Origin of the sequence: Streptococcus pseudopneumoniae, from assembly GCF_001074565.1 — a bacterium.
GTDB classification, from domain to species: domain Bacteria; phylum Bacillota; class Bacilli; order Lactobacillales; family Streptococcaceae; genus Streptococcus; species Streptococcus pseudopneumoniae_J.
Genome location: NZ_JUQX01000013.1, coordinates 1 through 21,128, shown reverse-complemented (window position 1 = coordinate 21,128; position 21,128 = coordinate 1). Strand labels below are relative to the sequence as shown.

19 protein-coding genes are annotated in these 21,128 nt (G+C 40.6%); 15 read left to right on the top strand and 4 right to left on the bottom strand.

The features are described from left to right. The first annotated feature begins 148 nt into the window (after positions 1 to 148). The 5 genes from rnc to ADI74_RS01300 all read left to right on the top strand — a co-directional run bounded on the left by rnc (position 149) and on the right by ADI74_RS01300 (position 6,452). A complete protein-coding gene (gene rnc / locus ADI74_RS01320; RefSeq protein WP_049536552.1) occupies positions 149 to 847 on the top strand; it encodes a ribonuclease III in 699 nt (232 codons plus the stop codon). Continuing rightward, positions 838 to 4,377: a chromosome segregation protein SMC gene (smc, locus tag ADI74_RS01315; RefSeq protein WP_049536550.1), complete on the top strand. Its 3,540-nt coding sequence runs from the start codon at positions 838 to 840 to the stop codon at positions 4,375 to 4,377. The genes rnc and smc overlap by 10 nt, the downstream gene beginning before the upstream one ends. A gap of 143 nt (positions 4,378 to 4,520) precedes the next feature. Then, positions 4,521 to 5,456 carry a bifunctional riboflavin kinase/FAD synthetase gene (locus tag ADI74_RS01310; RefSeq protein WP_049536548.1) on the top strand — a complete coding sequence of 312 codons (936 nt, stop codon included), beginning with the start codon at positions 4,521 to 4,523 and terminating at the stop codon, positions 5,454 to 5,456. A gap of 349 nt (positions 5,457 to 5,805) precedes the next feature. Continuing rightward, complete coding sequence (locus tag ADI74_RS01305; RefSeq protein ID WP_049536547.1) at positions 5,806 to 6,042, top strand: AbrB family transcriptional regulator; 237 nt, start codon at positions 5,806 to 5,808, stop codon at positions 6,040 to 6,042. After that, positions 6,039 to 6,452, top strand: a complete 414-nt coding sequence (locus ADI74_RS01300; protein ID WP_000219494.1) for a type II toxin-antitoxin system death-on-curing family toxin — start codon at positions 6,039 to 6,041, stop codon at positions 6,450 to 6,452. The genes ADI74_RS01305 and ADI74_RS01300 overlap by 4 nt, the downstream gene beginning before the upstream one ends. A gap of 91 nt (positions 6,453 to 6,543) precedes the next feature. Here ADI74_RS01300 and ADI74_RS01295 read toward each other — a convergent pair whose 3' ends face one another. The 3 genes from ADI74_RS01295 to ADI74_RS11385 are packed head-to-tail and all read right to left on the bottom strand — an operon-like array spanning position 6,544 to position 8,393. After that, positions 6,544 to 7,359 carry a TIGR03943 family putative permease subunit gene (locus tag ADI74_RS01295; RefSeq protein WP_049536545.1) on the bottom strand — a complete coding sequence of 272 codons (816 nt, stop codon included), beginning with the start codon at positions 7,357 to 7,359 and terminating at the stop codon, positions 6,544 to 6,546. After that, positions 7,356 to 8,261, bottom strand: coding sequence for a permease (locus ADI74_RS01290; RefSeq protein WP_049536543.1), 906 nt, complete (start codon positions 8,259 to 8,261; stop codon positions 7,356 to 7,358). The genes ADI74_RS01295 and ADI74_RS01290 overlap by 4 nt, the downstream gene beginning before the upstream one ends. Then, on the bottom strand, positions 8,262 to 8,393 hold the full coding sequence (locus tag ADI74_RS11385; protein WP_049536542.1) for an SPJ_0845 family protein: 132 nt from the start codon (positions 8,391 to 8,393) through the stop codon (positions 8,262 to 8,264). A gap of 136 nt (positions 8,394 to 8,529) precedes the next feature. Here ADI74_RS11385 and ADI74_RS01280 point away from each other — a divergent pair, with 136 nt between their 5' ends. The 7 genes from ADI74_RS01280 to ADI74_RS01250 all read left to right on the top strand — a co-directional run bounded on the left by ADI74_RS01280 (position 8,530) and on the right by ADI74_RS01250 (position 17,125). Further along, the gene (locus tag ADI74_RS01280; RefSeq protein ID WP_049536540.1) at positions 8,530 to 10,659 is read left to right on the top strand and encodes a Tex family protein; all 2,130 of its coding nucleotides are present in this window, start codon (positions 8,530 to 8,532) and stop codon (positions 10,657 to 10,659) included. Continuing rightward, positions 10,646 to 11,095, top strand: coding sequence for a SprT family protein (locus ADI74_RS01275; protein WP_049536539.1), 450 nt, complete (start codon positions 10,646 to 10,648; stop codon positions 11,093 to 11,095). Before ADI74_RS01280 ends, ADI74_RS01275 begins: the two co-directional genes overlap by 14 nt. Before the next feature lie 59 nt (positions 11,096 to 11,154). Then, positions 11,155 to 11,427: a PspC domain-containing protein gene (locus tag ADI74_RS01270; protein ID WP_001092797.1), complete on the top strand. Its 273-nt coding sequence runs from the start codon at positions 11,155 to 11,157 to the stop codon at positions 11,425 to 11,427. Between the two features lie 189 nt (positions 11,428 to 11,616). Beyond that, entirely contained in the window at positions 11,617 to 12,288 is a 672-nt protein-coding gene (locus ADI74_RS01265) for a hypothetical protein (protein ID WP_049536537.1), read from the top strand. A gap of 3 nt (positions 12,289 to 12,291) precedes the next feature. Next, positions 12,292 to 13,836: a hypothetical protein gene (locus ADI74_RS01260; RefSeq protein ID WP_049536535.1), complete on the top strand. Its 1,545-nt coding sequence runs from the start codon at positions 12,292 to 12,294 to the stop codon at positions 13,834 to 13,836. 540 nt (positions 13,837 to 14,376) lie between these two features. Beyond that, positions 14,377 to 15,135: an ABC transporter ATP-binding protein gene (locus ADI74_RS01255; RefSeq protein WP_049536532.1), complete on the top strand. Its 759-nt coding sequence runs from the start codon at positions 14,377 to 14,379 to the stop codon at positions 15,133 to 15,135. Between the two features lies 1 nt (position 15,136). Beyond that, complete coding sequence (locus ADI74_RS01250; RefSeq protein ID WP_049536531.1) at positions 15,137 to 17,125, top strand: FtsX-like permease family protein; 1,989 nt, start codon at positions 15,137 to 15,139, stop codon at positions 17,123 to 17,125. A gap of 40 nt (positions 17,126 to 17,165) precedes the next feature. On the opposite strand, the gene ADI74_RS01245 is transcribed toward ADI74_RS01250, so the two are convergent. Further along, positions 17,166 to 17,861 carry a VIT1/CCC1 transporter family protein gene (locus tag ADI74_RS01245; protein ID WP_000136040.1) on the bottom strand — a complete coding sequence of 232 codons (696 nt, stop codon included), beginning with the start codon at positions 17,859 to 17,861 and terminating at the stop codon, positions 17,166 to 17,168. Between the two features lie 205 nt (positions 17,862 to 18,066). Here ADI74_RS01245 and ADI74_RS01240 point away from each other — a divergent pair, with 205 nt between their 5' ends. From ADI74_RS01240 to ftsY, 3 genes are read left to right on the top strand one after another with little or no spacing between them, the layout of a single operon-like run. Beyond that, on the top strand, positions 18,067 to 18,858 hold the full coding sequence (locus ADI74_RS01240) for a Cof-type HAD-IIB family hydrolase (protein WP_049536608.1): 792 nt from the start codon (positions 18,067 to 18,069) through the stop codon (positions 18,856 to 18,858). Next, on the top strand, positions 18,858 to 19,676 hold the full coding sequence (locus ADI74_RS01235; RefSeq protein WP_049536529.1) for a Cof-type HAD-IIB family hydrolase: 819 nt from the start codon (positions 18,858 to 18,860) through the stop codon (positions 19,674 to 19,676). Before ADI74_RS01240 ends, ADI74_RS01235 begins: the two co-directional genes overlap by 1 nt. A 3-nt stretch (positions 19,677 to 19,679) precedes the next feature. Further along, complete coding sequence (ftsY, locus tag ADI74_RS01230) at positions 19,680 to 20,990, top strand: signal recognition particle-docking protein FtsY (protein WP_049536527.1); 1,311 nt, start codon at positions 19,680 to 19,682, stop codon at positions 20,988 to 20,990. The last annotated feature ends 138 nt before the right edge of the window (positions 20,991 to 21,128 follow it).

Genomic DNA, 21,128 nt, shown 5'->3' with positions numbered 1-21,128 from the left:
AAATAAGGCTTTTTTCTTTATATTGCCTCCAAAATTGGAAATTTTTTTCAAAAACTACCCAAATCTTTCCTAGTCCCGTTTTAAAGTGACTCAGGGGGCTTTTTTTGATATAATAAAAAAGACTGTTATCAGTTAGAAAGAGGTTGGTATGAAAGAATTACAAACTGTACTAAAGAAGCGTTTTGCAATCGAATTTGCAGACAAGAATTTATTGGAAACGGCTTTTACTCATACGAGTTATGCCAATGAGCACCGCCTCTTAAAAATTTCACACAATGAGCGCTTGGAATTTTTAGGAGACGCTGTTCTGCAATTATTGATTTCAGAATATCTGTATAAAAAATATCCTAAGAAACCAGAGGGAGATTTGTCCAAACTCCGTGCTATGATTGTCCGTGAGGAGAGTTTGGCTGGTTTTGCGCGTGATTGCCAGTTTGATCAGTTTATCAAGCTAGGAAAAGGGGAAGAAAAGTCTGGTGGTCGCAATCGTGACACCATTCTTGGAGATGCCTTTGAAGCCTTTTTGGGAGCGTTGCTTTTAGACAAGGATGTTGCTAGGGTAAAAGAGTTTATCTATCAGGTCATGATTCCCAAGGTTGAAGCAGGTGACTTTGAAATGATTAAGGATTACAAGACGCACTTGCAAGAACTGCTCCAAGTCAATGGAGATGTGGATATTCGCTACCAGGTGACCTCTGAGATGGGGCCTGCCCATGATAAGGTTTTTGATGTAGAAGTTCTGGTTGAGGGCAAGAGTATCGGAAAAGGCCAAGGCCGTTCTAAAAAATTAGCAGAGCAAGAGGCCGCAAAAAATGCCGTTGAGAAAGGGCTGGGTTCATGTATTTAAAGGAGATTGAGATCCAGGGATTCAAGTCTTTTGCTGACAAGACCAAGGTCGTTTTTGATCAAGGTGTGACAGCTGTCGTTGGGCCAAATGGATCTGGAAAGTCAAATATCACAGAAAGTCTGCGATGGGCCTTGGGAGAGTCCAGTATCAAGAGCCTTCGTGGTGGTAAGATGCCTGACGTTATCTTTGCTGGAACAGAAAGTCGCAAACCACTCAATTATGCCTCTGTTATCGTGACCTTGGACAATGAAGATGGCTTTATCAAGGATGCAGGGCAAGTCATTAAGGTAGAACGCCATATCTACCGTAGTGGAGATAGCGAGTATCGAATTGATGGAAAGAAAGTGCGCTTGCGTGATATTCATGACCTCTTCTTGGATACCGGTTTGGGACGGGATTCCTTCTCCATCATCTCTCAAGGGAAGGTTGAGGAGATTTTTAATTCCAAGCCTGAAGAACGCCGAGCCATTTTTGAAGAAGCTGCTGGAGTTTTAAAGTACAAAAATCGTCGAAAAGAAACAGAAAGCAAACTGCAACAAACTCAAGACAATCTCGACCGCTTAGAGGATATTATCTATGAGTTGGACAATCAAATCAAGCCCCTTGCAAAACAAGCCGAGAATGCTCGTAAGTTTCTCGACTTGGATGGTCAACGTAAGGCAATTTACTTGGATGTACTGGTTGCCCAAATCAAGGAAAACAAGGCTGAACTAGAGCTAACAGAAGAAGAACTAACGCAAGTTCAGGAACTTTTGACTAGCTATTACCAAAAGCGTGAAGAGTTAGAAGAAGAAAATCAAACTCTTAAAAAGAAACGCCAAGATCTCCAAGCTCAAATGTCCAAAGACCAAGGAAGTTTGATGGATCTGACGAATCTGATAAGTGATTTAGAACGAAAATTAGCCCTATCAAAACTGGAGTCCGAGCAGGTAGCCCTCAATCAGCAAGAAGCACAAGCCCGTTTGACTGCTTTGGAAGATAAGAGAAAGACTCTAAGTACAGAGAAGGCTGAAAAAGAAGCAAATCTGGCTCAGTTAGAGGAAAGTCTAGCTGAAAACAACAAGGAACTCAATCGTTTAGAAGCAGAATTGCTAGCTTTTTCAGATGATCCTGACCAGATGATCGAGCTCTTGCGCGAACGCTTTGTCGCTCTTTTACAAGAAGAAGCGGATGTCTCAAACCAACTGACCCGCATCGAGAATGAACTGGAGAACAGCCGTCAACTATCTCAAAAACAAGCAGACCAACTTGAGAAATTGAAAGAACAACTGGCTACAGCTAAAGAGAAGGCCAGTCAACAACAGGCTGAGCTTGAATCTGCCAAGGAGCAGGTTCAGAAATTATTGGCTGACTACCAAGCTAGTGCCAAGGAACAAGAGGAGAAGAAAGTTTCTTACCAAGCCCAGCAGAGTCAACTCTTTGACCGTCTGGATAGTCTCAAAAACAAGCAGGCTAGAGCCCAGAGTTTGGAAAACATCCTAAGAAATCATAGTAATTTTTATGCGGGTGTTAAGAGTGTTCTTCAAGAAAAAGACCGTCTTGGTGGGATTATTGGTGCAGTCAGTGAACATTTGACTTTTGATGTTCATTATCAAATTGCCCTAGAAATTGCGCTTGGTGCAAGCAGTCAGCACATCATCGTAGAAGATGAGAACGCGGCGACTAAGGCGATTGATTTACTCAAACGCAACAGAGCTGGTCGTGCAACCTTTCTTCCACTGACGACTATCAAGGCTCGTACGATTTCTAGTCAGAATCAAGATGCTATTGCAGCAAGTCCAGGATTTCTGGGTATGGCAGATGAGTTGGTGTCGTTTGACAAGAGATTAGAAGCCATTTTCAAGAACTTGCTAGCTACGACGGCTATCTTTGATACTGTAGAACATGCGCGTGCCGCAGCTCGCCAAGTTCGTTACCAAGTTCGTATGGTGACACTGGATGGGACAGAGTTGCGTACAGGTGGTTCCTACGCGGGTGGTGCTAATCGCCAGAATAACAGTATTTTCATCAAGCCAGAGCTGGAGCAATTACAAAAAGAAATTGTTGAAGAAGAAGCTAGTCTTCGTTCAGAAGAAGAGACTTTGAAGACCTTGCAAGATGAGATGGCAGTATTAACAGACAGGTTAGAAGCCATCAAATCTCAGGGAGAACAGGCTCGTATCCATGAGCAAGGTTTGTATCTTGCTTATCAACAAACCAATCAGCAGGTCGAAGAACTGGAAACTCTTTGGAAACTTCAAGAAGAGGAATTAAATCGCCTTACTGAAGGAGATTGGCAAGCGGACAAGGAAAAATGCCAAGAGCGCCTTGCTACTATCGCCAGTGAAAAGCAAAATCTGGAAACTGAGATTGAAGAAATTAAGTCTAACAAAAACGCAATTCAAGAACGTTATCAAAACTTGCAGGAACAAGTAGCGCAAGCACGCTTGCTTAAGTCAGAACTGCAAGGACAAAAGCGGTACGGAGTTACTGATATTGAACGCTTAGGTAAGGAACTGGATAATCTGGATATCGAGCAAGAGGAAATCCAGCGTCTCCTCCAAGAAAAGGTTGATAATCTTGAGAAAGTGGATACGGCTTTACTAAGCCAGCAGGAGGAAGAGGCCAAAACTCAGAAAACAAACCTCCAACAAGGTTTGATTCGCAAGCAGTTTGAGTTGGATGATATCGAAGGTCAGCTGGATGATATTGCCAGCCATTTGGATAATGCTCGTCATCAGAATGAAGAGTGGATTCGCAAACAAACACGTGCTGAAGCCAAGAAAGAAAAGGTCAGCGAACGCTTGCGCTATTTACAAGGTCAATTAACAGACCAGTACCAAATCAGCTACACAGAGGCTCTAGAAAAGGCTCATGAACTGGAAAATCTCAATCTGGCAGAACAAGAGGTTAAGGATTTGGAGAATGCTATTCGCTCACTGGGTCCAGTCAATTTGGATGCCATTGAACAGTACGAAGAAGTCCACAATCGTTTGGATTTCCTCAATAGCCAACGAGATGATATTTTGTCTGCGAAAAACCTACTCCTTGAGACCATCACAGAGATGAATGATGAGGTCAAGGAACGATTCAAATCAACCTTTGAGGCTATCCGTGAGTCCTTTAAAGTGACCTTTAGACAGATGTTTGGTGGAGGTCAGGCAGACTTGATATTAACTGAGGGCGATCTTTTAACAGCTGGTGTGGAGATTTCTGTTCAACCACCAGGTAAGAAAATCCAATCTCTCAACCTCATGAGTGGTGGTGAAAAAGCCCTATCGGCTCTGGCCTTGTTATTTTCTATCATTCGAGTCAAGACTATTCCTTTTGTTATCTTGGACGAGGTAGAGGCGGCGCTGGACGAAGCCAATGTTAAACGTTTTGGGGATTACCTCAATCGATTTGACAAGGATAGTCAGTTTATCGTCGTGACCCACCGTAAGGGAACGATGGCGGCAGCGGATTCTATCTATGGAGTTACCATGCAAGAATCAGGTGTGTCTAAGATTGTTTCGGTTAAGTTAAAAGATTTAGAAGAAACTGTAAACTAGTTACTAAATGATAGCATCTCTTAGGAGGTGCTATTTTTTAAAACTCATAGCTTGAATTGTCTATAAAGGTCAGTTCAGGCGCAAAAAACGACATTTGGGATTTCCTCTTAGCGAAAAGACTTTCTCTATGATATAATAGTTTCATGATTACAACAGTACCTATTAAGAACGAAAAAGATATTGCAGTACCGGGTAAAACAGTCCTTGTACTAGGTTATTTTGATGGCATCCACAAGGGGCATCAGAAACTTTTTGAGGTGGCCAGCAAGGCTTCAATGAAGGATTATCTGCCAGTTGTCGTGATGACCTTTACAGAGTCGCCAAAACTTGCCTTACAACCTTACCAACCTGAGCTCATGCTTCATATTGTCAACCATGAGGAACGGGAGCACAAGATGAAGTGGCATGGGGTAGAGGCTCTTTTCTTACTTGACTTTAGTAGCAAATTTGCTAGTTTAACGGGTCAAGAATTCTTTGATACTTATGTTAGAGCTTTAAAACCAGCGATTATCGTAGCGGGATTTGATTACACGTTTGGTTCAGATAAGAAAACTGCGGATGACCTGAAGGATTATTTTGATGGAGAGATTATCATTGTTCCTCCGGTTGAAGACGAAAAGGGCAAGATCAGTTCTACACGGATTCGTCAAGCTATTCTTGATGGAGATGTCAGGGAAGTCAATCAACTGCTCGGCACACCGCTTCCAACCCGTGGGATGGTCGTTCATGGAAATGCTCGTGGGCGTACGATCGGTTATCCAACAGCCAATCTAGTTCTAAGAGATCGAACTTATATGCCAGCAGACGGTGTTTACGTAGTTGATGTAGAAGTACAACGTCAGAGATTTCGTGGCATGGCAAGTGTTGGGAAAAATGTTACTTTCGATGGTGAAGAACCACGTTTTGAAGTCAATATTTTTGACTTTTCAGATGACATTTACGGAGAGACGGTCATGGTCTACTGGCTGGACCGTGTCCGCGATATGGTCAAATTTGACTCCATAGAAGAACTCGTAGACCAACTCCAGAAAGACGAAGAGATTGCTCGAAACTGGAAGGATGAGGAGCAAAAGAGTTAAAAAAGTGAACCATATTTAGTGTTCGCTTTTTTTATTTTTGAAAGAAATTTTAATAGAAAGAAACATAATTGAAGCTTGATTGAAAATCTGTTAAAATAGTGATATTCATAACTTTAAAAACCAAAGAAAAGAGACTAGAGGAAACAAGAATCCTCTAATAAATACTGAACCTATGATAGAATGAGCAAAATCACAATTTGCAATTCAAAAACCTCTGGAAGAATTAGAAACTTTGAAAAAATCACTTATGCAGGAATATTTGGATAAGCTTTGAGAGGAGATAGCAGTTTTACACTATCATTGTAATTACGGTAATTATTTGTTATAATACTTCAAAGGAGGAAATCAGATGGTCGTAAAAACAAGAAAACAAGGAAATTCAATCACCATTACCATTCCTAGTGAATTCAATATTCCAAGTGGTGTAAAATACGAAGCGAAATTGTTACCAAGTGGCGAAATTATCTTTACTCCTGAAGAATTGGATCATCAGGTTTCTTATGTTTCTGATGATTCCTTTGACTTAAAATTGGATACAATTTTTGATGAATACGACGATGTTTTCAAAGCTTTGGTGGAAAAATGACGGTCTATCTATCAGAAAAGCAAATTGAAAAAATCAATTCTTTAGCAATTCAACGGTATTCTCCAAATGAGCAAATTCAAACAGTTAGTCCTTCAGCGTTAAATATGATTGTGAACTTACCAGAACAATTTGTTTTTGGCAAACCTCTTTATCCAACAATTTTTGATAAAGCAACAATATTATTTGTCCAATTGATAAAGAAGCATGTTTTTGCAAACGCCAATAAACGAACAGCCTTCTTTGTTTTGGTGAAGTTTTTACAATTAAATGGTTATCACCTTTCTGTTTCCGTGGAAGAAGCGGTTGATATGTGCGTGACTATAGCGGTAGAAGCTTTAACTGATGAAAAAATGATAAGCTATTCTAAATGGGTTTCTGAACATTCTGTCAGAGAAAAGGTCAAAAAGTAAGATAGTATGCTGGATTGAAAGAGCATAAGAAAAAATGAAAAGACAATATTAGAATTCTGTAATGCAGAAACTCTAATATTGTCTCTTTTTATTAAAACACACGATAGACATAAGGATTTTCTGGTTTGTCTACTTTGGTGAAACTCTCAACTTCCAGTGTTGGGAGTTTTTGTTTGAGCTCTTTATGGTAGTGGAGGCTCAGGGTTCCCTTGGCGGTAATCCAGGTATTGTCAGGATACTGGCGTGAGTTTCCCTTGGTCAAGAGTCCATATACACCAGAGTCTGCGATACAGTGGATGATCCCAAAGCGAAAGAGGAACTGGCTACCTGGATGACTAGGATCGTTATAAACAAAGCCTGTAAACTCTATTTTCCTTCCTTCAAACTCTTGAGGATAGTCATAGAGAACTTCCATGACTTCCATATAGTTTTCGTCTGTAACCTGAATGATTGTTTGGGCAAGATATTTATCAGCTGTTGTCCGCATTTCCTTTTCATAAGCAGATTTGGAAAAATAGGTACTGGTATCGGGTTTAAGGTATTGACTGGATGTGCCTTCACTTGCTTGAATGGCTGTGTCGATTCCCTCAGCGAGTGGGAAATGATAGCCTTTGGCAGATACGGTTCTCGAATCTAAACTTACTGTCGGAAAGGCAATTCCAATCAAGAGAGGTAGTGACAGTAACAGGATGCTGATTTGTCTAGCTTGACGACTTTCCATATGGCTGCGAGAGTTGATTTTCTTAATCCAAATGTAGAATTGGACCAGAGCCAACAGAAGAGAAAGGACCATTGAGATATAGACTAGATAGGAATAGTGGAGGTTGATGTAGTGGCTGAGCTTGCCAGATAGCTGTAGATACAGAGTTAGGACAAAATAGCCCAGTAAAATGATAAATCGAATCATAGCATCACCCCTATCATGTAAGAATAAAGCAAGACAAAAACTGTCACAATGCCCATGAATTGCCAGATGAAGTGGGGTTTGAGATAGTGTTTCATCATGAGGAGATTTTTGATATCAAGCATGGGGCCGATGACTAGAAAGGCAAGGACAGGAGCGAGTCCAAAGCTCGAGAGGAGAGAAGCACCGATAAAGGCGTCTGCCTCGCTACAAAGTGAAAGGAGAAAAGCAAGAAACATGAGCAAGAGAATCGCAAGGACTGGACTAGCACTGATAGAGGTGAGGATCCGAGTCGGGACATAGACTTGCACGATAGCTGCAAAGAGACAGCCAAATATCAAGTAACGCCCCATATCGAAAAACTCGTCAATAGCCTGTATAAGGACCTGAAAGACTTTTCTAGCAGGAGTCAAGTGTGAAAAATCATGTTCATGGCAAGCAATAGGATTCTCTTTTTGAATTGGTTCCTTCCAGAAAAATCCTAGAAAAATCCCCAGAACCAAAGCAACTACAATGGCTCCCAGAGCTCGCAAGAAGGTAATTTTTAAGGAATTGCCAAAGGCAGAATAAGTAGCGAAAAGAACGATGGGATTAATGATAGGAGCAGTCACCAGAAAGGGAACGGCCGTGTAGCTGGGGACTTTCTTTTCCAAAAAACGATTGATAATCGGGACGATTCCACACTCACAAGAGGGGAAGAGAAAGCCAATGAAGGTACCAAAAAAGATTCTCCCCCAACGATTGCGAGGGAGAAACTCAGTGACTTTATCTGGTGTGATATAGACTTCAATCCAGCCGGAAATAATACTACCAATCAAAACAAAAGGAAGGGCCTCGATGATAATGGATAGAAAAATCGCACCCGTTTGAAGAACACTAGGAGGAAGAGATTGGAAACTCGTCATCTATTTTTTCTTCTCAATTTTTTCTTTTTTATCATCGTCATCTGGAAAAGTGACCTGTGTTAAGTCAGGAAGTTTGGCAAACTCTTCAAACATCTTGTCCAAGTCATCCGTTTTTGTAAATTTAACAGCCATGGGCTTACCTCGTTTCTAAATGTTACCTCTATTATACTATTATTTTGCGGAAAAGGGATTATTTTTATTTTGATAATCAAAGAGGCAAAAACAGGTAATGTGAAACAAGCCTTGTCCCTTATGGTATAATAGGTACATGGATAAAAAATATGAAAAAATCTCCCAAGACTTGGGTGTAACCTTAAAGCAAATCGATACTGTTCTAAGTTTAACGGCTGAAGGGGCGACAATTCCCTTCATCGCGCGTTATCGGAAGGACATGACTGGTAGTCTGGATGAAGTGGCGATTAAGGCTATTATCGACTTGGATAAAAGCCTGACTAATCTCAACGACCGTAAAGAAGCTGTCTTGGCTAAGATTCAAGAACAAGGCAAACTAACAAAGGAATTGGAAGAAGCTATTTTGGCAGCTGAGAAATTAGCAGACGTAGAAGAACTCTACCTTCCTTATAAGGAGAAACGTCGTACCAAGGCAACCATTGCCCGTGAAGCTGGACTCTTTCCTCTCGCACGCTTGATTTTGCAAAACGTAGCTGACTTAGAGAAAGAGGCCGAGAAGTTTGTCTGTGAAGGATTTGCGACTGGTCATGAAACTTTAGCTGGAGCGGTTGATATTTTGGTAGAAGCCCTATCCGAAGATGTCAATCTACGTGCTATGACCTATCAGGAAGTCCTGAGGCACTCTAAAATCACCTCGCAGGTCAAGGATGAGAGTCTTGATGAAAAACAAGTCTTTCAGATATATTACGATTTCTCAGAGACAGTTGGCAACATGCAGGGCTATCGAACCTTAGCCCTTAACCGTGGGGAAAAATTAGGAATCTTGAAAGTCGGTTTTGAACATGCGACGGATCGTATCCTAGCTTTCTTTGCTGCTCGTTTCAAGGTGAGAAACGCCTATATTGATGAAGTTATCCAGCAATCTGTTAAGAAAAAAGTCTTGCCTGCTATCGAGCGCCGTATTCGGACAGAATTAACCGAAAAGGCAGAAGAAGGGGCTATCCAACTCTTTTCTGACAACTTGCGAAATCTCCTCTTGGTTGCTCCACTGAAAGGGCGCGTGGTTTTAGGCTTTGACCCTGCCTTTCGTACAGGTGCCAAGCTGGCAGTCGTTGATGCGACAGGAAAAATGCTGACGACCCAAGTCATCTATCCTGTTAAACCAGTTTCAGCTCGTCAAATCGAAGAAGCCAAGAAAGATTTGGCAGACCTGATTGGTCAATACAGCGTGGAAATCATTGCCATCGGAAATGGAACGGCCAGTCGGGAAAGTGAAGCCTTTGTGGCGGAAGTTCTGAAAGATTTTCCTGAGGTCAGCTATGTTATCGTCAATGAAAGTGGCGCTTCTGTCTACTCTGCTAGTGAACTTGCTCGTCAGGAGTTTCCAGAATTAACTGTTGAAAAACGTTCGGCTATTTCAATCGCCCGTCGTTTGCAAGATCCGCTTGCCGAATTGGTAAAAATCGATCCCAAGTCAATCGGTGTCGGGCAATACCAGCACGATGTCAGTCAGAAGAAACTGTCTGAAAGTCTGGACTTTGTCGTTGATACGGTGGTTAACCAGGTCGGTGTCAATGTCAATACAGCCAGCCCAGCACTTCTTTCCCACGTAGCTGGACTCAATAAAACCATTTCTGAAAATATCGTCAAATACCGTGAGGAAGAGGGAAAAATCACTTCACGCGATCAGATTAAGAAGGTTCCTCGTCTGGGTGCCAAAGCCTTTGAGCAAGCCGCTGGTTTCCTCCGTATTCCTGAAAGTAGCAATATTCTTGATAATACTGGAGTTCACCCAGAAAACTATGCTGCGGTTAAGGAACTCTTCAAACGCTTGGATATCAAGGACTTGAATGAAGAAGCTCAAAGCAAACTCAAGTCCCTTTCAGTCAAAGAAATGGCGCAAGAACTAGACCTCGGTCCAGAAACCCTTAAAGATATCATTGCTGATCTTCTCAAACCGGGTCGAGATTTCCGTGATTCTTTTGATGCACCTGTGCTTCGTCAAGATGTTCTGGATATCAAGGATCTTGTTGTCGGACAGAAGCTGGAAGGTGTGGTGCGTAATGTCGTTGACTTCGGTGCCTTCGTTGATATCGGAATTCACGAGGACGGTCTCATTCATATTTCCCATATGAGTCGTAAATTTATCAAACATCCCAGCCAAGTGGTGTCAGTCGGAGATTTGGTAACGATTTGGGTTAAGAAAATCGATACTGAACGTGAAAAAGTCAATCTGTCGCTCCTCGCTCCAGATGAATCTAACTGAGTACGTTCAGTCTGTTTCACTAGAAGACTTTGGTAGACCTTTCACCCACCAAGCCCAGTGGAATTCTCGTCTGCGAACGACAGGTGGACGATTTTTCCCCAAGGATGGGCATTTGGATTTTAATCCCAAGGTTTATCAGGAACTAGGTTTGGAAGTCTTTCGCAAAATCGTGCGCCATGAACTATGTCACTATCACCTTTATTTTCAGAAAAAGGGTTATCGCCATAAGGACCGAGATTTTAAGGAACTGTTGAAAGAAGTGGATGGACTGCGCTTTGTACCACCTTTGAAAACACAAACTCAAATTCTCTACCTAGTCTATCAGTGCCAAACCTGCCAGCAAAGTTATCAGCGCAAGCGAATGATTGATACCAAACGCTATCGCTGTGGCGTCTGCCGTGGCAAACTCGTCATCATAAATCGGCCTAAGGACTGATGATGGTAGTTCTGATTCATGCTATACTACTTGTAAGAATACCGAAAGAGGAAACAATCATGAATACAAAATTTTATAAAATGAGACGAAATCGTATGGTGTCAGGAGTTTTAGCTGGTCTATCAGACAAGTGGAATTTTGATGTAACCCTAGTCCGCTTTCTCTTCGCCATTTTTACCGTGGCAAATTTTGGAATTGGTGTGATAATCTATATCATTCTTGCCTCCATCCTTCCAACTAAGGAAGAAATCGAAGCCGAAATGTACGGAACAGGACCACGCAAGCGCAAGGAAGCCCAAGCCATTGAAGACAATGATGGTTGGTTTTGGTGATAATAATAGAAGCAGGAACTTCGTCCAATAGGACGAAGTTTTTTAAACTTGTCAAATCAAATCCTGAAATGGTATAATAAGCGTATAAAATGATTTTGATTATTATTGTGAAACATGCCAAAGCATTGAAAGCAATACATAGCAATAAGAAATCATAATAATAAATTCAGTAAAATATGGGGGAACTTTATGTTTGGGCAAAATATTAGAAAGTTGATTATTGTTTGCGATGATCAAACTCACGGTTACGGAAATTATTTACGCCAACTAGTAAGTACAAATGATGATGATAATAATATTGTTGGTACAAAAGATGGTTCTATTGGAGTTGCTGTATGGCTTGAAAAAGATTATCTAGCTAACATGGCAACTATAACATCCGATCAACATGTCCTTTTTATTGGTGAAAATCAGGCAAGTAAGAATGAAATATCCAGTATGAATGTAAAATTTGATAGTTTTGGGATGAAATATGGTTGGTTAGGAAAGCGTGGGATGATGATTGTTTCAAAAACTATAGATAATCCAGAAGAATATAATGAATTTATTGAGTTATGTAGAAATTATAAAACCGAATTTGAACCTATAGAATTTAAAAAATCTCTACCAGAGCAAGCTATAGATGCTGCGGTAGGTGCCATGGGGGATATTCCAAATGTTATTTCGAATGTGGGAAATACAGTATTTTCTTTCCTGGTAGGTTCTGCGCCAGCTATTGTAGCGGATACAGTCAATGCGGTTGCAGAAGCTACAAAATGGATTACAACAACAGATGATCAGAGAAAAATTACTGACCAACAATTCCGAGCTTTAACTTTGATATTATATATGGATGGATTATCTGAGTTCTTGGAGGGATAAAGAATGTATGGCTTTAAAGAGGGATATGAATTCTTTGAGAAGCACGCAGGTAATTTTGCAGGACATTCTGCCGGAGTACATTTTGTAGATGCTGTAGAATCAGAGATAAAGAAGCTGGTGAATAATCTAAATGAATTCAAATCAAGTGGCGCGCTTATAGGTACATTAAAGGGAGATGCTGCTGAGTTTTGGCATGCTGGGACTTTTAATATTAATGCAGCTATTAATGCTTCAAAAAACAGAGTACAAGTTGATCGTAGCCATGATTTTGGGTCTGCAGATATTACGGGAGTAAACTTCGATGCTAAATTTGGTTTAAAATATTATAAGGACGGAGAGTCAAGCGCATTCCAGCAATCGAAAAGTATTTTAAATCGTTTCAATGAATATAAAGCCCGGGGTAAGAATGACAACCTTGAGTTATATTTAGAAGAACGGGGATTGTCAGCTGAAACAGATTTAAATTCTCCAGTTTACTCAGGACAGTATAGAGTAATTCCATCAGATCAGTTAAAAGAAGCGACTATGTTTTTAGAACGCAAAATAAGAGAAGAAGCTGTAAAGCGACCGGAGCAAGTTCATCGCTATGAAGAAACTCTAAAATTATTGAGAGATAAAGTTAAAGATAACGAGGGAAATGAATCAATTCCTTTGTCTGAACAGGAAGCACGTGAACTTGCAAGATTGTCTAAAGAGGGTGGAGTAAATTCTGAGGACTTACATTTAACAACTGAAGAACTTATTGAATACACTAATATATTAAAACAATCATACAAAGCAGGATTGACAGCTGCCACAATATCAATGGTTTTGCAAGTTGCACCTGAAATATGGAATGCAATAGCTTATCTAATTAAAAATGGATATGTCGATGAAAGACATTTTAAAAAAATAGGTTTTACAGCACTTACAGGAGCAGGCGAAGGATTTGTAAGAGGTACAGTTTCAGCAGCAATTACAGCGAGTTGTCTGTCTGGGGTTTTTGGAAAGGATCTTAAAAAAGTTAACCCATCTGTAGTAGGTGTAGTGACAGTATTAGTAATGAACTCGATGAAGAGCTCGTATAAAGTATTTACTGGCGAGATGAATAGAAGTGAGATGGTGAACGAGTTAATTAAAGAAATGTTTATTACAACCTGTGCATTTTCAATGGGATTATTAGGAAGTGCATATATCAAAATTCCGTTACCTCATTTTCTTTCTAAACTTAATAATGTTGTCTCTTTAGGATACATGATTGGTAGTTTTGTAGGATCGATAGCTGGATCTGTAATTTACTCCTCAATATATAATCCAGTACTATCGTTTTGTGTTGATTCAGGATTTACTCTATTTGGTCTAGTAGATCAAGATTACGAGTTACCTGAAGAAGTGGCTAAAGAAATCGGAATAGAAATTTTTGAATATGAGAAGTTTGAATACGAATCGTTTGAACATGAAAAATTTGATTACGAACGCTTTGACTATGAACAACTTAACTACGATAAGATTAAAACCATTTTCTTAAGAAGAGGAGTTATTGGTGTTAATTGTGTAGGATATTTATAGCTATGAAATAGAATATATTGTAACAAAGAGATTACTCTATTTTTTAGCAATTTATACCATACTAATAATCTTTATCATTGTTTTCATACATCTTGATAAAATAATAAAGACCGACTTTTCTTTAGAATAAAACAGTTCTGGTAACATAGAAATATAATTAATTGAAAGAATGTCTTATCAAATTGTAGCTACATTTCTTACTGATTGATGCAGACTGAATAGTGAATTTTAACCCTTGCATCCGCAAGGGTTTTCTTCTTGTATTTCATTTATGGTAAAATATTGATAGCGAAATTGCTTGATATTCTTCAATCTTACAAAAATGTAAGATTAAAGTCTCTTTTGTAAGGTTAGGTTATGGCAGGCTACCTTTTTTTGCGATAAACTAGACTCATAAAGAACAAAGGAGCAAAACCATGAAAAGAATTTTACAAAAGAAAACAAGAAAACCAAGTCAAAAAGATATCGAGCGTGTTCAACTGGGATGCGCTATGATGCAAGCACAGTTTCAAATGATGGGATATTAAGAAGGAGAAAATCATGACACTTTTAGATGTAAAACACGTTCAAAAAATCTATAAAACTCGTTTTCAAGGCAACCAAGTAGAAGCCCTCAAAGATATTCACTTTACCGTAGAGAAGGGTGACTATGTTGCCATCATGGGGGAGTCTGGTTCAGGAAAGTCAACTCTGCTCAACATCCTAGCTATGCTGGATAAACCAACTCGTGGTCAAGTTTACTTGAACGGAGTAGATACAGCAACTATTAAAAACTCACGGGCTTCCAGCTTCCGTCGTGAGAAGTTAGGATTTGTCTTCCAAGACTTTAACTTGCTAGATACCCTGTCTGTTAAGGACAATATCTTGCTTCCGCTAGTTTTATCAAGAAGACCCATCACAGAGATGATGAAGAAATTGGTGGTAACAGCTGAAAATTTAGGCATCAACCAATTGCAAGAGAAGTACCCTTACGAGATCTCTGGTGGTCAAAAACAGCGGGTTGCAGTAGCGCGCGCCATCATCACAGAACCTGAAATTCTCCTTGCCGATGAACCAACAGGAGCCCTTGACTCCAAGTCATCTGCAGCTCTTTTGGATGTTTTTGATGAAATCAATGAGTGTGGCCAAACTATTCTGATGGTAACCCACTCAACCGCAGCAGCCAGCAGGGCCAAGCGCGTTCTCTTTATCAAGGACGGGATCCTCTACAACCAAATCTATCGTGGAGACAAGACAGAGCGTCAGATGTTCCAAGAAATCTCTGATACTTTGACTGTTATGGCAAGCGAGGTGAATTAGTATGTTCCGATTAACCAATAAGTTAGCGGTATCTAACTTGATTAAAAACCGCAAACTCTACTATCCCTTTGCCCTTGCTGTTCTCTTAGCAGTGACCATCACCTATCTTTTTTACTCTTTGTCACTTAATCCTAACATTGGCAAGATCCGAGGGGGAGAAACTATCTCTATGACCCTGGCTCTCGGTATGGTGGTTGTTACCATCGCTTCTGGAATTATTGTCCTTTATGCCAATAGTTTCGTCATGAAGAACCGCTCCAAAGAGCTGGGTATATATGGTATGCTGGGTCTTGAAAAGCGCCATTTGATCAGTATGGTTTTTAAGGAGCTTCTTATTTTTGGTTCCTTAACGCTGACAGCTGGTCTCGGCCTAGGAGCTCTCTTTGATAAGCTAATCTTTGCCCTTCTACTGAAGTTGATGAAAATGAAGGTGGAGCTCGTTTCAACCTTCCAACCAATAGTCTTTATCCTAGTTCTTATCGTTTTTGGCGCTATTTTCCTAGGCTTGATTTTTATCAATGCCTTTCGTATTGCACGCATGAATGCCCTTCAGCTCTCCCGTGAAAAAGCCAGTGGTGAGAAAAAAGGACGTTTCTTAGGTCTTCAAACCATTCTAGGTCTAATCAGTTTGGGAGCTGGTTATTACCTAGCAGTTACAGTTGAAAATCCACTTTCTGCTGTTCTGATTTTCTTTGTAGCAGTCTTGTTGGTAATTTTGGGAACTTATCTTCTCTTCAATGCAGGAATCACAGTTTTCCTACAAATTTTGAAGAAAAACAAGCGTTACTATTACCAACCTAACAACATGATTTCCGTATCCAATCTCATTTTTCGTATGAAGAAAAATGCTGTTGGTCTAGCGACGATTGCTATTCTCTCAACCATGGTCTTGGTGACTATGTCTGCTGCAACGAGTATCTTTAAAGGCTCTGAAACTTTCAAGAAAGTCATGAATCCACATGATTTTGGAATTACAGGACAGAATGTTGAAAAAGAAGACATAAATAAACTCCTAGACCAGTATGCTAGCGATAAAGGATTGACTGTCACAAAGAAAGAAGTTCTTGCATATAGTAGCTTTGGTGTAGCAAACCAAGAAGGTACGAAATTGACCATTTTTGAGAAAGGTCAAAATCGTGTTCAACCGAAAACCGTTTTTATGGTCTTTGACCAAAAAGACTACGAGAATATGACGGGTCAAAAACTCGCACTTTCAGGAAAGGAAGTTGGATTGTTTACTAAAAACAAAGAACTTCAAGGACAGAAAGAACTGACTCTAAATGACCAGACCTACACAATCAAGGAAGAAATCAAAAAAGATTTTATTCTTGAGCATGTTCCAAACCAGTACAATATTCTAACTTCGGACTATAATTATCTGGTTGTTCCTGACTTGAAAGCCTTTCTTGATCAGTATCCTAATTCTTCTATCTTTAATCAATACTACGGTGGTATGAATGTAACAGATAGTGAGGAAGAGCAACTCAAACTCGCCAACGACTATTCAAAATTCCTTGATGATTTTAATAGAGAATTAAGCAAAGAAGGAAGCTATGTTTACGGAAGTAATCTGGCTGATAGCAGTGCGCAGGTGAGTGCTCTCTTTGGTGGAGTTTTCTTTATCGGTATTTTCCTCTCTATCATCTTTATGGTGGGAACTGTTCTTGTCATCTACTACAAACAAATCTCTGAAGGTTATGAAGACCGTGAACGCTTCATCATTTTGCAAAAAGTCGGTCTCGATCAAAAGCAAATCAAGCAAACCATAAATAAACAGGTCCTAACTGTTTTCTTCCTCCCATTGCTCTTTGCTTTCCTACATCTTGCCTTTGCCTATCATATGCTTAGCCTCATCCTAAAAGTCATTGGGGTACTAGATGCGACCATGATGTTGACTGTCACTCTGTCTATCTGTGCCATCTTCCTCATCGTCTATGTTTTAATCTTTATGATTACCTCAAGAAGCTATCGCAAGATTGTGCAAATGTAAAAAAAGATACCTCGATATTTATCGAGGTATTTCTTTTATCTTAGATACTAAAGAGTTGTCCTAAGAGGAAGGTTACTCCCATGGTGAGAAGTCCGATACAGAGGTTGCGGATCATAGCTGTTTTCGTAGGAGCCTTGCCTAGTTTAGCACTGGTATAGCCAGTAACGAGAAGGGAAAGGGCCACGATAAGAACAGTTGCTGGAATACGATAGTCACTTGGAAAGACGGTGATGGAAAGCATAGGAGGAAGACTTCCCAGTACAAAGGCGATAAAGCTAGAGATAGCAGCATGCCAAGGGTTGGTAAACTCTTCGTACTCGATTCCATACTTTTCTTCGACCAAGGCTTTGAGGGGATTTTTTAAAAAGGCCTTGTTGGTCAAGAGTTGGGCGGACGTTTCACACTCACCATTTTGTAGGTAAGCTGCGTAGAGGGATTGTTTTGCAGATTCGATGTCTTTGTCCAAGAGTAATTGTTCTCTAGCGACAGCGGCTTCTTCCGTGTCTTTCTGAGTGGATACAGAGACATATTCGCCACCTGCCATAGAAAAAGCACCAGCGAGGATAGCGGCTAGTCCAGATAAAAAGATTATCCAGATATTGCTTGTCGCACTGGCAACTCCGATAACCACCCCAGCGATGGAAATAATTCCATCATTGGCACCGAGAACACCCGCGCGCAGAATATTGAGACGGCCTGCAAAGTTTGCATCAATTTCATGTTTTATTTCTGTCATAGTCATCTCCTTTCTCTCCATTATAGAGAAAAGAGTAGGGGAATACAAACTTTTTAAACTATCTGAAAAAAGTTCTACGATTCTAATTTTTATGCCCTTTGAAGTTTCTCCGAAAAAGTAGTGCTATCCTACTGTACTGGACCTTTTTAAACTTATCTATGGTATAATAGAAGATAGATTTATCAATTGGAGAATGAAGGATTTTATGATTAAACTTGTAGCAACCGATATGGATGGAACCTTTCTAGATGGAGAGGGTCGGTTTGATATGGAACGCCTCAAAAACGTACTTGTTTCCTACAAGGAAAAGGGGATTTATTTTGCAGTGGCTTCAGGTCGCGGTATCTTGTCCCTTAAAAAGCTATTTGCGGATGTGCGTGATGAAGTAATTTTTATAGCTGAAAATGGGAGCTATGTTGAGTTTCATGGTGAGGATATGTATGAGGCTACTATGTCTCGGGATTTTTACTTGAGCACTTTTGAAGCTTTAAAGAAATCACCCTATTTTGATGAAAGTAAAATGCTCTTGACTGGGAAAAAAGCTTGTTATGTATTGGATACAGTGGATGAGACTTATCTCATGATTAGTCGTCATTACAATGAGAATATTCAAAAAGTAGCGAGTCTGGAAGATATCACAGATGAGATTTTTAAATTCACTACGAACTTCACAGAAGATACGATAGAAGCTGGTGAAGCCTGGGTCAACGAAAATGTTTCTGGTGTGAAAGCCATGACAACTGGTTTTGAATCCATTGATATTGTCTTGGACTACGTTGATAAGGGTGTGGCTATTGTTGAGCTAGCCAAAAAACTGGGGCTTAGCATGGATCAGGTCATAGCGTTTGGCGATAATCTCAATGACCTTCACATGATGCAGGTTGTCGGTCACCCCATCGCTCCTGAAAATGCGCGACCAGAGATTTTAGAATTAGCAGAAGCAGTGATTGGCCATCATAAGGACCAGTCAGTGATGGCTTATATGGAGGGTTTGTAATGGCAGATATTAAATTGATTGCACTCGATTTGGATGGTACCTTACTGACAACGGATAAAAAGCTGACAGATCGTACCAAGGCGGTCCTCAAAGCTTCGCGTGATCGTGGCATCAAGGTCGTACTGACAACAGGTCGTCCTTTGAAGGCTATGGATTTCTTTCTCCATGAGCTAGGGACTGACGGCCAGGAGGACGAGTACACCATCACCTTTAATGGGGGGCTTGTTCAGAAAAATACGGGGGAGATTCTCGATAAAACAGTCTTTTCAATCGACGATTTGGCAAGATTGTACGAGGAAACTGAAAAACTCGGATTACCGTTAGATGCCATTTCTGAAGGAACAGTATATCAAATCCAGTCGGATCAAGAAAGTCTCTATGCTAAGTTCAACCCAGCCCTGACTTTCGTACCTGTCGCTTTTGAAGAACTATCTAGTCAGATGACATATAATAAATGTGTGACTGCCTTTGCCCAAGAACCTTTGGATGCAGCGATTCAACAGATTTCTCCAGAATTATTTGACCAATATGAAATCTTTAAATCGCGTGAACTCTTATTGGAATGGTCACCGAAAAACGTCCACAAGGCAACAGGTTTAGCGAAATTAATTAAACACTTAGGAATCGACCAAAGTCAAGTCATGGCTTGTGGTGACGAGGCCAATGACCTTTCCATGATTGAATGGGCAGGTCTGGGAGTTGCTATGCAAAATGCTGTTCCAGCAGTTAAGGAAGTTGCCAATGTGATTACCCCAATGACCAACGACGAGGAAGCCGTTGCCTGGGCTATCGAAGAATACGTGCTAAAGGAGAACTAAAATATGGGATTATTTGACCGTCTATTCGGAAAAAAAGAAGAGCCGAAAATCGAAGATATTGTAAAAGAAGCTCTGGAAAATCTTGATTTGTCAGAAGAGGTTGAAGAAAACCAAACGGCAGTCGAAGAAACTTCTCAGGAAGAGACAGCAAGAGACAAAGTGGAAGAAACACTTGCTCAAGGAGAAATTTCACAGGTCTCGACAGATGAGGCCATTGAACCAGAAGCAGTCGAGAAAACAGACCAAGAGGAACCTGAGCTAGAATCTGATGAATTGGAACAATTCCAAGAAACGGAAGAAGATCTAGAAGAAGAGAACCAAGAAACTGTAGCGTTCGAAGAAGGGTTAGCTACTGAAGTAGTAGAAGAAGAACTTCCTCAGGTTGAAGAAACCGTACAGGAAAAATATGACCGCAGTCTCAAGAAAACCCGTACAGGATTCGGTGCTCGTTTGAATGCCTTCTTTGCCAACTTCCGTTCTGTCGATGAAGAATTCTTCGAGGAATTGGAAGAACTGCTCATCATGAGCGACGTCGGTGTGCAAGTCGCTTCAAACTTAACAGAAGAACTACGCTATGAAGCTAAACTCGAAAACGCTAAGAAGCCTGACGCACTTCGTCGTGTTATTATCGAGAAATTGGTTGAACTTTATGAGAAGGATGGCAACTACGATGAACAAATCCACTTCCAAGATGGTTTGACAGTTATGCTCTTTGTTGGAGTTAATGGTGTTGGGAAGACAACTTCTATCGGGAAATTGGCTCATCGCTACAAACAAGCTGGCAAGAAAGTCATGCTGGTTGCGGCAGATACCTTCCGTGCGGGTGCAGTGGCCCAGCTAGCTGAATGGGGTCGACGTGTGGATGTTCCTGTTGTGACGGGACCAGAAAAGGCTGACCCTGCTAGTGTGGTCTTTGATGGGATGGAACGCGCCGTAGCCGAAGGGATTGATATTCTCATGATTGATACAGCAGGTCGTTTGCAAAACAAGGACAACCTTATGGCCGAGTTGGAAAAGATTGGTCGCATCATCAAGCGTGTGCTTCCAGAGGCGCCACATGAAACCTTCCTGGCACTTGATGCTTCAACTGGACAAAATGCTCTGGTACAAGCTAAAGAATTTTCGAAAATTACCCCTGTTACCGGTATTGTATTGACCAAGATTGACGGAACTGCCCGTGGTGGTGTCGTTCTGGCAATTCGTGAAGAACTTAATATCCCTGTAAAATTGATTGGTTTCGGTGAGAAAATCGATGATATCGGAGAATTTAACTCTGAAAACTTTATGAAGGGTCTCTTAGAGGGCTTGATTTAATAGAAAGTAAATAATCCTGCAAGATTAACTTGCAGGATATTTTTGTTATTCTAAACGACCTTCTTTACGATAGGCGATATCTGGTTGCCAAGTCCATTTGGCTCCAAACTTCTCAAGTAAGTCAAAGCTAGCTTGTGG